The organism is Brachybacterium sp. JB7, from assembly GCF_003335205.1.
Classification (GTDB): domain Bacteria; phylum Actinomycetota; class Actinomycetes; order Actinomycetales; family Dermabacteraceae; genus Brachybacterium; species Brachybacterium alimentarium.
Map to the genome: position 1 here is coordinate 198047 of NZ_QPGN01000001.1, position 13049 is coordinate 211095.

Consider the following 13049-nt stretch of genomic DNA (forward strand, 5'->3'; position numbering starts at 1 on the left):
CACAGAACGCCCAGGCTGGGCAGATCACGCAGGAGCACGCCTGATGGCCGGCTGGTTCCTGGGCCCGCCCGCGTGGAAGGACCTCGAGGCGGTCCTCTCGGATCGTCCGGCCGAGCCGGTCTCCCCGCCGGTCGTCGTCGAGCGCACCGGCAAGGTCGTCGAGGACGCGTACCGGCCTGCCCGGCTGGTCGACTACGCGGAGCTGCATGCCCACTCGCACTTCAGCTTCCTCGACGGCGCCTCGAGTCCCGAGGACATGGCTCGCCAGGCCGCTCGGCTGGGTCTGGGCGCGATCACCCTGGTGGACCATGACGGCCTGCCCGGGGCGGTGCGCTTCTCCCGCGCCGCGGAGGAGCAGGGAGTGGCCACCGTGTTCGGCGCCGAGCTCACCCTCGGCCTCGAGCCCGGGGCCGACGCCGCGAGCGCGACTCCCGTGGTCTCCGCGCCCCGCACCGGCGTCCCCGATCCCGAGGGGGAGCACCTGCTGGTGCTGGTGCGGGACACCGCCGGGTACCGGAAGCTGTCGGCCGCGATCGCCCGCGCGCATCTGGACAGCGGGGAGAAGGCCGTCCCGCGCTACCGCCTCGCGGAGCTCTCCCGCCTGGCCCATGAGGGGAACTGGCAGATCCTCACCGGCTGTCGCAAGGGTGCCGTGACCCGAGCGGCCGCGCCGCATCTGGAGACGGGCGATCTGGAGGGGGCCGCGCACGCCGCGGCCGACGCGATCGCCCGTCTGGTGGACCTGTTCGGCGCCGGCAACGTCGCCGTGGAGCTGGTCGTCGGCGGCGGGGGAGAGGCAGACGAGCTCCACGACGCCCTGGCCCAGGGCACCCGTCTGGTGCGCGAGTCCCACGGGCTCGACACGGTCTCCCTGCCCCTGGTCGCGACCACGAACGCCCACTACGCGCGACCGGCGGACAAGCGCCTGGCCGACACCCATGCCGCCCTGCGCGCCGGGGTCCCCCTGGCGGACGCCGACCCGTACCTGGCCTCACGGCCCGCCCATCTGCGCAGCGGGGAGGAGATGGCCCAGCTGCTGCCGCGCTATCCCGCGGCGATCGCCGCGGCCGCCCGACTGGGCCGGGACTGCGCCTTGGACCTGCGGCTGCTGGCCCCGGACCTGCCGCCCTTCCCGGTGCCCTCCGGGCACGACGAGGCCAGCTGGCTGGTGGAGCTGGTGGAGATCGAGGGTCGCGAGCGCTACGGGCCACGGCCCGCCCCCGACCGGCCCGAACGCACCCCCGGAGCGTGGGCGCAGATCGACCACGAGCTGAAGGTCATCGTCGACCTGCACTTCCCCGGCTACTTCCTCATCGTCCACGAGATCGTCGACTTCTGCGCCGGCGAGGGCATCCTCGCCCAGGGCCGAGGCTCGGCCGCGAACAGCGCCGTCTGCTATGCACTGGGCATCACCGCGGTCGAGCCCGTCCGCCATCATCTGCTGTTCGAACGGTTCCTGGCCCCGGAGCGGGACGGCCCGCCGGACATCGACATCGACATCGCCTCCGATCGTCGCGAGGAGGTCATCCAGCACGTCTACGCCCGCTACGGCCGGGAGAACGCCGCGCAGGTCGCCAACGTCATCACCTACCGGGCGAAGCTCGCGGTGCGCGACGCCGCGCGGGCGCTCGGCTACGACCCCGGGGCGCAGGACGCCTTCTCCCGACGGATCGAGCGGTCCTTCTCCTCGCTGGCGGACGCCGACATCCCCCGTGACGTGGTCGAGCTGGCCCGGAAGCTGCGCGATGCCCCGCGTCATCTGGGCATCCACTCCGGCGGCATGGTGCTGTGCGACCGTCCGGTGATCGAGGTGTGCCCCGTCCAGTGGGCGGCGATGGAGGACCGCAGCGTGCTGCAGTGGGACAAGGAGGACTGCGCCGATGCGGGCCTGGTGAAGTTCGATCTGCTGGGTCTGGGGATGCTCACGGCGCTGGACCACGCGCTGCGGATCGTCGCCGAGCACCACGGCCAGCATTTCGAGCTGCACACCCTGCCGCAGGAGGACCCCGCCGTCTACGACATGCTCTGCGCGGGGGACAGCATCGGCGTGTTCCAGGTGGAGTCCCGCGCGCAGATCTCCACCCTGCCACGGCTGAAGCCCCGTGAGTTCTACGACCTGGTGGTGGAGGTCGCCCTGATCCGGCCCGGACCCATCCAGGGCGGCTCCGTCCACCCGTACATCCGTCGGCGGAACCGGGAGGAGCCGGTCACCTTCCTCCATCCGCTGCTGGAGAAGTCCCTGGGCCGGACGCTGGGGATCCCGCTGTTCCAGGAGCAGCTGATGCAGATGGTGGTCGACGTCGCCGACTTCACCCCGGCCCAGGCGGACCAGCTGCGCCGCGCGATGGGCTCCAAGCGCTCCACGCAGAAGATGCTCGAGCTCTCCGATGCGCTGTTCTCCGGGATGGCGAACCACGGCATCACGGGGGAGGACGCCGACGCGGTCCACCGCAAGCTGCTGGCCTTCGCCAACTACGGCTTCCCCGAATCCCACGCCTACTCCTTCGCCTACCTGGTGTACGCGAGCTCGTACCTGAAGTGCCACTATCCGGCGGCGTTCACCGCGGCGCTGCTGCGCTCCCAGCCGATGGGCTTCTACTCGCCGCAGTCGCTCGTCGCGGATGCCCGTCGGCACGGCGTGCTCACCCGCGGGCCCGACGTGCTGCGCAGTCGTGCCCGCACCGATCTGGAGACCGACGACGAGCACCTCGGCTACCGGGTGGACCCTCCCCGTGCCCAGGTCCAGGGCGAGGCGGCGGCACAGGGCCCGGCGATCCGGCTGGGCCTGGACCAGGTGCGGGGGATCAGTACGGAGACCGCCGAGCAGGTCACTGCCGAGCGGGAGCGGGGAGGGGCCTTCGTCTCGGTCACGGATCTGGCCCGGCGGGTGCGGCTGACCGCTCGCCAGCTCGAGGCGCTGGCCACCGCCGGAGCGCTCGACGCGCTCGCGAGCTCCCGACGCCAGGCGCTGTGGGCCGCCGGGGCGGCGGCCCAGGAATCCCCGGACACGCTGCCGCACCTGGCCATCGGCGCCCAGGCCCCGATGCTGCCGGGGATGAGCGAGGCCGAGCTCGCGACCGCCGACGCCTGGGCCACCGGCATCACGCTGGATGATCACCCGATGGCGTTGGTGCGCGAACGACTCGCGGCCGACGGGATCCTCTCGATCCGGGGCACCGGCGCGGCGGAGGACTCCAGCCGGATCCGCGTGGCCGGCGTGATCACGCATCGGCAGCGTCCGGCGACCGCCGGGAACGTCACCTTCCTCAGCCTCGAGGACGAGACCGGGATCCTCAACGTGGTGTGCTCACAGGGGTTCTGGGTGCGTCATCGGGCTGTGCTGCGCACCGCCCGGGCGATCGTGCTGCGCGGGGTCGTCGAGAACCGCACCGGGGCGGTGAACCTCGTCGCCGATGACGTCGTGTCCCTGGACCTGGCCGCGGCGGGCCGGTCCAGGGACTTCCAGTGACCAGGGACGACGGGGAGCGGTGACGACGGTCAGCGGGGCTCAGACGGCGGCCGGCGCCGCGTCCACCAGCACCCGGTCCGAGCGGTCGGCGCGTCGGGCCGACCGTGCCGTCGCGAGCGTCACCAGCAGTGATACCGCAGCCCAGGCCAGGATCGACAGCAGCGTTCCCGAGGTCGAGACCAACGACCCGCCGAGGGCCGCGTGCACGAGCCCCTCGGTGACGATCGGCAGCGGCAGCAGTGCGCTGACCGACTGCAGCAGCGGGGGAGCGGTGGCCAGCGGGACGATGCCCACCAGCGTCACCACCTGCAGCACCATCACCACGATGGAGGCGATGCGTCCGATGCGGTCGCCCAGCACCGTGAGCAGCGCCTGGTGCAGCGCGGCGAACATGCCCGCTCCGGCGAAGGCCACCACCCCCACGGTCGCCGGGGAGACCGGGGAGATGCCCACGGCGGCCAGCACCGCGAGCACCGCGACGGTCTGCACCACCGCGATGAGCAGAGCAGGGGCCAGCGAGCGCAGCACGACCCGACCCATCGGGACCGCACGATCCAGCAGCTTGCGCGACAGCGCCGGCAGCAGCAGGAAGCTCGCGAAGGCGCCGAGCCACAGGGCGAGCGCCGTGACGAACGGGAAGGTGGCGGTCGAGGCGCCGTCCGCCTCGTTCTGCCGCTCCGCCTCGGTCGTGACCGGGTTCGAGGCCATCTCCGCCATGCGGCTGCGCTCGTCGTCGGTGTAGGTCGGCACGTCGTCCGCACCATCGCGCAGACCGGTCGCCAGCTCACCGGTGCCCTCGGAGAGCGACGTGGTGCCGTCGGCCAGCTCCCCGGCGCCACCGGCGAGCTCCCCGGCGCCACCGGCGAGCTCCTCGCTGCCGTCGGCGAGCGTGCTCGCCCCGTCGGCGCTCGAACGAGCACCGACTGCCAGCTCGTCCGCCCCGTCGGCGAGCTGATCCACACCGTCGGAGTACTGGTGGAGCCCGTCCTGCAGCCCCGTCACACCGGTGACGAGCTCACCCGCGCCGTCGGCGCTCGCTCGAGCACCGGTGGCCAGCTCGTCCGCGCCCGCCACCAGGCCCGGGTTCGCGTCGGTGCCGTCGCCCGCGAACGCGGTGTCCAGGCCCTCGGAATACGCGACCAGTCCCTCGGTGCCCTGGACCAGGCCCGGCTCGGAGTCGGTGCCGTTGACACCGTCGGCGAGCTGTTGGACGCCGTCCGACGCCTGCGAAGCGCCGTCCCCGACTCCCTGCGCGGTGGTCACCAGGCCCGGGTTCTCCCCGCTGCCGTCACCGTTCAGGGCGGTGTCCACGCCGTCGACATAGGCGATCATGCCCTGCGCCTGCTGCTTCATGGCGTTCGCGGCAGGATCCTCGGGACTTTCAGCGAGCAGGGCATCGGCGGTGGCATCCATCTGGGACGCGAGCTCGCGCATGCCGATGTTCTCGTCGCTGCCGTCCCCGTCGAGGATGCTCTGGAGCCCGTCGGAATAGGAGACGATGCCTTCAGCGCCCTGCACCAGGCCCGGATCCTCCGCGGTGCCATCGAGCCCATCGGCTGCCTGCTGTGCGCCCTGACCGAGCTCGGCGGTGCCGTCGGCGACGCCCTGGGCGGTGGTGACCAGGCCGGGGTTTTCCGCGGTGCCGTCGCCGGAGACGACGTCACCGGCCTGGGCGACACCGCCGGCATAGTCCTCGGCCCCGGTGGCGAGCTGATCGGCGCCCGCGACCAGGCCCGGATTCTGCTCGGTGCCGTCGCCCTCGACGCCGGCTGCCAGCTGGTCCACGCCGTCGAGCAGTCCGGGCTGGCCGTCCGTGCCGCTCATGCCCGTCCGGAGCTCGCCGGCTCCGTCGGCCAGACCCTCGGCGCCGGTGGCGAGCTCATCGAGCCCGTTCGCGAGCTCGCGGGTGCCGTCGGCCGTCTGCCGGGAGCCGTCGGCGAGGCTCCACACGCCCCCGCTGAACTCCCTCGAGCCCTCGGCGGCCTGCTGCGTGCCGTCGGCGAGCTCGCGGCTCCCGTCCGCGAGGCCCGAGGTGCCGTCGGCGAGGTCCGAGGCGCCGTCGTCGAGCTCCTCCGCGCCGTCGGCGGCACCGGAGAACCCGTCGTGGAGGTCGTTGAACCCGAGGTAGAGACCGTCGAGGTACTGCTCGGCCATCTGCCCGCCCATCGTGGAGGACGAGGCATCGGCGACCGCGGTGCCCACCAGGGCGTTGATCTGCCCGCTGGCGTCGTTCGTGGTGACCTCGAGGATCGCCTGCGCGGCCTCGGGGGAGCCGATCGTCGCGAGCTTCTCCGAGAAGTCCTTCGGGATCACGACCACGGCGGAGTAGGTGCCGTCGGTCAGGCCCTCCTCGGCGTCGTCCTCCGAGGTGAGCTGCCAGTCGAAGCCGGTGGTCTCCGGGGCATCGGATTCGTCGACGGTTCCCGGCTGGGTGAGGGACCCGGCGAGCAGACGCCCGAAGGGCACCTCCTGGGTCTCGCCGTCGGCATCGGTGACCTCGGCGCCCTCGTCGAGGTTGACGACGGCGGCCGGCACCGCGTCGAGCCGGTCCACGCGGCCGCTGAGCGCCCACAGTCCGATGCCTGCCACCAGCAGGGGGAGCAGGAGCACCACGATCAGGGTGCGGGGATGCTTGAGGCGGGTCATGCGAGAGCTCCTTCGGAAACGGAAGCGGTGGAGCGCTGAACGGCGAGGGCGAGCAGACGACGGGGGTCGCGCAGCGTGCCCTGGAGATGATGTTCGGCCTCGGAGACGCTGGTGGTGCGGGAGCCGACGACGACCGTGGCACCCTTCTCCAGCAGTGCGTCGAGACGCTCGACGAGGGTGTCGTCCAGGGCGGTGGCGCCGTGCACGAGGTCCTCGAGGCGTTCGATGACGATCACGGCGGTGTCCAGGCCGCGACCGGGGACGTCCCGCAGCCGCGCGGCGACATCGGAGCCCGTCGGGATCCAGTGGGCGCGTCCCTGGATCGCGCCGAGATCATCGGGGGCGAGCCGGTCGTGGCCGGCGAGCACACCGGAGGAGGGCGCGAGCCGGCCGGCGGCCAGGGCGAGGAACGAGGCACGGGCCGGATCGTCGGACGACCGCACCACCAGGAGCGTGCCCGGCGTGACGGCGCCCGTGAGCGGGCCGATCTCACCGCGCGCGCCGACCAGCGGGGCGACGACGTCCTGCAGGCGCAGCGCATGGACGCCGTGCTCCTGCGTCCAGTGACGGTGCTCGAGGACCGCGTGCAGACCCTCGCCCTCGACGTCCACGCGCGGCAGGAGCCGGTCCAGCCAGGCGGGCAGCCACCAGGCGTGCTTGCCGAGCAGTGCGAGCACGGCTGGCACCAGGGTCATGCGCACCACGAAGGCGTCCACCAGCACCCCGACGGCCAGGCCCACGGCGATCGGCTGCAGCATGAACCAGCCGGAGGTCACGAAGCCGGCGAACACGGCGACCATGATCAGGGCGGCCGCGATGACCACCGGGGCGCTCGCGGTGAAGCCCTTCTCGATCGATCCGCGGGCGTCGCCGGTGTGGGTGAACTCCTCGCGCATCCGCGAGACCAGGAAGACCTCGTAGTCCATCGCGAGACCGAACAGGACGCCCATCACCATGATCGGCATGAAGGCGACCACCGGGCCGTTGACCGAGACCGACAGCGGGGCGTTGAACCAGCCGTACTCGAACACCATCGAGGTGACGCCGAAGGCGGCGGCCACCGAGAGCAGGTAGCCCACTGACGCCTTGATCGGGACCCAGACGGAGCGGAACACCATCGCGAGCAGGATCAGCGACAGCCCCACCACGAAGATCGCGAAGGGGAGCAGCGCGGAGCTGAGCTTGTCGGTCACGTCGATGCCGACCGCTGTGGAGCCGGTGACCGTGACGTCGGAGATCGAGTACTCGTCCTCCCAGCCCGGGCCGCTGTCGCGCAGTTCGTGCACGAGGTCCTTGGTGGACTGGGCCGTGGGCCCGCCCTCGGGGACCACGGCGATCACGGCGAGGTCCGCGCCCTGGTTCGGGGTGGCGATCTGGATCTCCTTGACCTCGTCGAGGTCGGCGATCTCGGCCTCGAGGTCGTCGACGACGCCCAGCGGATCCGTGGTGTTGATGATGTCCGCGGTCACCAGGAGAGGCCCGTTGTACCCGGGGCCGAACTCCTCGGCGATCAGGTCGTAGGTGTCGCGGGCCGGGGTGCCCGGCTGCTCGGTGCCGAGATCCGGCAGCGCGAGCTCGAGGTCCTTGATCGGGATCGCCAGGGCGCCCACGCCGATCACGACCACGAGGATGGTGAGGGCAGGCACCTTCGTCACCAGGCGGATCCATCCGGTGCCGAAGGGCCGACGCCGACGATGGGTGTCCTCCACCGGGGGCAGCACGCCGTCGTTCTCGGCCATGAGCCTGCGGATCTTCCGGGGGCGCAGGTGCTCACCCATGATGCCCATCAGGGCGGGCAGCATGGTCAGGGCGACGACCACCGAGAGCGCGACGGTCGCCGCCGCGGCGACGCCCATGATGGTGAGGAACGGGATGGCGGTGACGAACAGGCCCACCAGCGCCACGATCACCGTGAGACCGGCGAAGATCACGGCGCTGCCGGAGGTCGCGAGGGCGCGCCCGATGGATTCCTGCACGTCCTCCCCGCGGCCCAGCTGGTCTCGATGGCGGGAGAGGATGAACAGCGCGTAGTCGATGCCGACGGCGAGGCCCAGCATCGCGCCGAGCGCCGTGGTCACCGAAGCGATCTCGACGCCCGCCGAGAGCGCCACCACGGCGAGCATCGACACGCCCACGCCGACGATCGCGGTGACGATCGGGATGAACGCGGGCACGAACGAGCGGAACACGATCGCCAGGATGATCAGGGCGATGATGATGCCCGCGACCTCGCCCGCACCGAAGGGGACCTCGGCGTCCTGGAGCACCTGCCCGCCGATGTTGGCCTCCATCTCCGGGGTGCTTGCCGACTCCACCAGGTCGACGAGCTCGTCGACGGACTCCTCGGGGTAGGACCCCTGCTGCCCGTCCATCTGGAACTGGCCGATGATGGCGGTGTCGTCGTCCGTGCGGGTGCCGGGGGAGAGGTCGTCGAAGGGGGACGGCGCAGTGGCGACGCCCTCGACGTCATCGATCTCCTCCATGAGGTCGTCGATCTCCGACTGATGGTCGTCGATCGTGGAGCCGTCCTGGGTGACCAGTACGACCTGCCCGGAGGTGCCTCCCATCTCGGGGAACCGGTTGGCGAGCGAGTCGATGCCCCGCTGGCCCTCGGTGCCCGGGATCTCGATCTCCGAGGAGAACGTTCCGCCGAGTCCGACGGCCAGGCCTCCGAGGGCGACCAGGAGGATCACCCAGACGGCGACGATCTTCCACCGCAGGGAGGCCATGAGGAGGCCGAGACGATACAGGGACGAGGACACGCGACCTCCAGAGCGGGGTACAGCAGACGGGCGTGAAGCCGACCAGCACTCGGATCGCCGCTGTGATGCACTGGCGTATCCGGAACGAGCCCGCATTCAATACACGATTGTATCGATGGGATACTCTGGAGTCACGCGAAGCCGACTGCCCATTCGAGGGCAGGCCTGAGACCTTCCCCACCCCGACTGCCGGACACCCCGAGGAGCCATGACCGATCTTTTCGAGCCGCTGCCCGAATCGGCGGGCACGCGACGCAAGGAGAACACCCGCACGAAGCTGGTGCGGGCCTCGCTCGACGTGTTCGTCGAGAAGGGGGTCGACGGTGCGACCGTCGACGACCTGGTGCGCGCCGCCGGGTTCACGCGCGGAGCGTTCTACTCGAACTTCTCCACCAAGGAGGAAGTCTTCGCGGCGCTGTTCGCCTCGGTCACCGAGGAGATGCTCACCATCGCCGACAGCTCGGTCGAGAAGGCCGTCGAGGGCGCCCATGGCGACGAGGACGCGCAGATGATGGTCGCCGTCTTCGAGGGCATCCGACCCTTCGGGCGCCAGTGGTACCTGCTCTACTCCGATGCCGTCGCCCGGTCGCTGCGCGACGAGACCATGCGTGCGGAGCTCGCCGTCCAGCGCGAGCGCCTCCGGGACCGGATCGGCAAGATGCTCACCACGCGGATGGGGGAGAACGGCAGCCGCCTGCTCCTGCCGGCCGAGGATCTCGCCCAGCTCCTGGTCGGTGTCTTCGTCGATCTCATGGTGCGCGAGCAGATGGACGGGCGGGACGTCACCGAGCTCGCGGCGACGACGATCCTGGGCACCCTGCATGCCTTTGTGGAGCCCGGGAACGCCTGATACGACGGGTATTCCTGCCCGTTCCCGCCCGATTCGTCGTGTTCCTCCGCAGATGCGGGGCTTGCCAAACCCCTGGTCGGGATGCCTACGGTGTGACTGGTGTGGCGTCCGTCGCACTGTGCTTCCCCCTCCTCAGGAGACACTCATGCCTCCCTACCTTCCCCGACACCTCGCAGTCCCCGCAGTCCTCGCTGCGGGTTCCACCCCCTCCTCCGCCACCTCCCGACGCTCGATCCTGCGCGGCGGCGTGTTCGGCGCGGCAGCGCTCACCGCGGGAACGGCCGCGCTCGCTGCACCCGTCGCTCAGGCCGCCGGCAGCATCTACGGCCAGGACGTCTCCGGCTGGCAGGGAAAGGTCGACTGGGCCGCCCAGGCTGAGCTCGGCTCCCGCTTCGCCTACGTCAAGGCCACCGAGGGCCGCACCTTCCGCAGCTCGGACTTCGACCACCAGTACCTCGGCGCCGGCAACGCGGGTCTGGCGCGAGGCGGCTACCACTTCGCGCGGCCCGATTCCGGCGCTCCCGAGGAGCAGGCCGAGTTCTTCCTCAACAATGGTGGAGGCTGGACCGGCGATGGCATCACCCTGCCCGGCATGCTCGACCTCGAGGCGTACTCCGGTCTTCCTCGGGACTACGGCCTCAGCCCGCAGGAGATGCGCGACTGGATCATGGGCTTCTCGAACGCGTACCACGACGCCACCGGCCGCCGGCCCGTGCTCTACACCAGCCTGAACTGGTGGAATGACGTGGTGGGGGACTGGACCCCGGTGAACTCCCCTCTGTTCCTCGCCTCGTACAGCAGCTCGGCCCCCACGACGCTGCCGGGTCGCTGGTGGGCCTACGAGGTCTGGCAGTACTCCGATTCCGGGCCCTTCGCCGGCGACTCCAACGTCTGGCACGGCAGCGAATCCGAGTTCGAGAGCTTCGTCGGCGACGCCGACTATCACGCCATAGGCATCTGAGCTCCGCCGCTGCGGGCCGGGTCACCCACGGATGTGGAGGACCCGGCCCGCTGTGTACCCTGCCCCGGTGAACACGCACAGAAACCCACCCCCGTCTGGAGGCCCGGCCGGCGCCGTCTACGCCGACCGGGGAGCCTCGCACTTCGACATCCTTCTCGCCGCCATGGTCACCGTGGTCATCCTCTCCGGGATCGGAGCCGCCAAGGGCGTCAGCTTCGGAGACGTCCCGGGCACCGGCTTCGAGATCATCACCGACGGCGGCTTCTTCCTCTTCCCCCTCGCCTATGTGCTCGGCGACATCGTCACCGAGCTGTACGGCCCTCGCGCCGCCCGCCGCGCGATCCTGACCTCCTTCAGCGTCAGCATCCTCGCCTCGATCTGCTATCAGGTGATCATCGCCCTGCCTCCGTTCCCGGATGACTACGGCCTCGCCAAGCAGGCGGCCCTCGAGCTCGCACTCGGCCCCGTGTGGATCGTGGTGCTCGCCGGCCTCCTCGGATTCCTCGCCGGACAGTCCCTGAACTCGTTCGTGGTCAGCCGCATGAAACGACGCACGGGGGAGCGGGGCCTGGTGGCCCGCCTGTTCACCTCGAGCGGCCTCGGTGAACTCGTGGACACGATCATCTTCTGCTCCATCGCCGCGACCGCGATCGGCATCACCTCGATCCAGCAGTGGGCCGAGTACACGGTGCTCGGCTTCGTCTACAAGGTCCTCGTGCAGTACGCGATGATCCCGGTGACCTCACGCGTCATCCGCTGGCTCAAGCGCACCGATCCGACCTACCAGGAGCGGCTGGCCGCGGCGTCGGCCGCGTGAGCGCCCGTCGATCCTCGGAGCGATCCGGATCCACGACGGAAACCCCCTTCCGTGAACGCTCACGACGTCCCTAGGATGGTCCGGACGAGCCGGGCGCGATCCGCGTTGATCCGCCCGGCTCGCTCTGTGACCGCTCGAAAGGACACCCGTGGCTCCCGCCGCCCCTGCCCCTGGACGCGATGACGATCGCGACGAACCCCTGACCTCCACCGGGTCACTCCCCACCCAGACCGGCTCCATCCCGACGATCACCGGTGCGATCCCGGTGATGGAGGATCCTGCCGATCACGATCAGGCGCACCTGCCCAGCGAGGCGGAGCTGCGCCGCACCCGCAGCAAGGTCACCGCACTGGTGATCCTCGTGCTCACCACCCTGAGCGCGATCGGGCCGCTCGCGACCGACATGTACATCCCCGCGTTCCCGGACGTCGCCGGGGAGCTGTCCACCACGGCCTCGCGGATGCAGCTGACCATCACCGCCTTCTTCCTCGGCACGGCGAGCGGCCAGGTCGTGGCGGGCCCGCTCTCGGACCGGCTGGGCCGCCGGGCTCCACTGCTGATCGGGATCATCCTGTGCCTGCTGGCGTCGATCGGCTGCGCCCTCGCTCCCAGCGTCGAGGTCCTGCTGGTGCTGCGCGTGATCCAGGGCATCGGCGGCGGCTTCGGCATGGTGCTGGGGCGTGCCGTGCTGATCGACATGACCGATGGCCCCGAGCTGTTCCGGGTCATGAACATCATGCAGGGCGTCGGCGGCGTGGCCCCGATCGTCGCGCCCCTGCTGGGCGGCATCATCCTGGTGTTCGGGCAGTGGCGCGAGATCTTCCTCGTGATCGCGGCGATGTCGCTGATATCGCTGATCGGGGTGATCTTCCTGATCCCGGAATCCCTTCCCGCCTCCCGACGCCATTCAGGCGGCTTCCGGACGTTCCTGCGCAATTGCCGCAAGCTGCTGCATCGACGCATCTTCGTCGCGTACATGCTGGTCAACGCCTTCTCGGCCTTCGCCCTGATGGCGTACGTCTCCGCCTCCTCCTTCGTGGTCCAGGAGATGCTGGGCTTCACCTCGAGCGAGTACTCGGTGAGCTTCGCGATCAACTCGATGGGCATGATGGCGCTCTCGCTGCTCTCGGCGAAGCTGACCCGCACGATCCATCCCCGCGCGCTCATCCGGGTAGGGCTGATCGTCGTGTCGCTGGCAAGCTTCTCCCTGCTGATGGGGAGCCTCTTCCTGGATACCCCGGCCTGGATCGTCCTCCCGGCGTTCTTCTTCACGGTCGCGCCCCAGGGCATGATCTTCGGCAACGGAGGAGCCCTGGCCTCGGATCAGGCACGCGAGTTCGCCGGCACCGGCTCGGCGATGCTCGGGCTCGGGTTCTCCTTCTCCGCCTCCGTCGCCGCCCCGCTGGTGGGCATCGCCGGAACCCACTCGTCGCTGCCGATGGCGATCGCCATGGTGGCCGGCTGCCTGATCTCCGGCACCTTCTTCGTGATCGCCGGACGGGGGAGCGGCACTCCCAATCCCCACACCGCGGCGGCCTGAGCCC

7 protein-coding genes are annotated in these 13049 nt (G+C 70.7%); 5 read left to right on the forward strand and 2 right to left on the reverse strand.

Features of this window, described 5'->3' with window-relative positions:
* Positions 1-43 precede the first annotated feature (43 nt).
* The gene (locus tag CIK81_RS00900; RefSeq protein WP_096166848.1) at positions 44-3469 is read left to right on the forward strand and encodes an error-prone DNA polymerase; all 3426 of its coding nucleotides are present in this window, start codon (positions 44-46) and stop codon (positions 3467-3469) included.
* Positions 3470-3508: 39 nt separating this feature from the next.
* Here the strand turns inward: CIK81_RS00900 and CIK81_RS00905 are convergent, their stop codons facing one another.
* Complete coding sequence (locus tag CIK81_RS00905) at positions 3509-6115, reverse strand: YhgE/Pip domain-containing protein (protein ID WP_114355276.1); 2607 nt, start codon at positions 6113-6115, stop codon at positions 3509-3511.
* Positions 6112-8877 carry an MMPL family transporter gene (locus CIK81_RS00910; protein ID WP_114355277.1) on the reverse strand — a complete coding sequence of 922 codons (2766 nt, stop codon included), beginning with the start codon at positions 8875-8877 and terminating at the stop codon, positions 6112-6114. The genes CIK81_RS00905 and CIK81_RS00910 overlap by 4 nt, the downstream gene beginning before the upstream one ends.
* A 208-nt stretch (positions 8878-9085) precedes the next feature.
* Here CIK81_RS00910 and CIK81_RS00915 point away from each other — a divergent pair, with 208 nt between their 5' ends.
* The 4 genes from CIK81_RS00915 (at position 9086) to CIK81_RS00930 (ending at position 13045) form a co-directional block, all read left to right on the forward strand.
* Positions 9086-9727 carry a TetR/AcrR family transcriptional regulator gene (locus CIK81_RS00915; RefSeq protein ID WP_096166845.1) on the forward strand — a complete coding sequence of 214 codons (642 nt, stop codon included), beginning with the start codon at positions 9086-9088 and terminating at the stop codon, positions 9725-9727.
* 145 nt (positions 9728-9872) lie between these two features.
* The gene (locus CIK81_RS00920) at positions 9873-10688 is read left to right on the forward strand and encodes a GH25 family lysozyme (protein ID WP_114355278.1); all 816 of its coding nucleotides are present in this window, start codon (positions 9873-9875) and stop codon (positions 10686-10688) included.
* 67 nt (positions 10689-10755) lie between these two features.
* Positions 10756-11505 carry a queuosine precursor transporter gene (locus tag CIK81_RS00925; protein ID WP_241963864.1) on the forward strand — a complete coding sequence of 250 codons (750 nt, stop codon included), beginning with the start codon at positions 10756-10758 and terminating at the stop codon, positions 11503-11505.
* 148 nt (positions 11506-11653) lie between these two features.
* Positions 11654-13045 carry a multidrug effflux MFS transporter gene (locus CIK81_RS00930; RefSeq protein ID WP_241963865.1) on the forward strand — a complete coding sequence of 464 codons (1392 nt, stop codon included), beginning with the start codon at positions 11654-11656 and terminating at the stop codon, positions 13043-13045.
* The last annotated feature ends 4 nt before the right edge of the window (positions 13046-13049 follow it).

Bases quoted from the DNA above. Each gene is read 5' to 3' on its own strand.
- CIK81_RS00900 (WP_096166848.1), top strand. From the start codon at position 44: ATGGCCGGCTGGTTCCTGGGCCCGCCCGCGTGGAAGGACCTCGAGGCG.
- CIK81_RS00905 (WP_114355276.1), bottom strand. From the start codon at position 6,115: ATGACCCGCCTCAAGCATCCCCGCACCCTGATCGTGGTGCTCCTGCTC.
- CIK81_RS00915 (WP_096166845.1), top strand. From the start codon at position 9,086: ATGACCGATCTTTTCGAGCCGCTGCCCGAATCGGCGGGCACGCGACGC.
- CIK81_RS00920 (WP_114355278.1), top strand. From the start codon at position 9,873: ATGCCTCCCTACCTTCCCCGACACCTCGCAGTCCCCGCAGTCCTCGCT.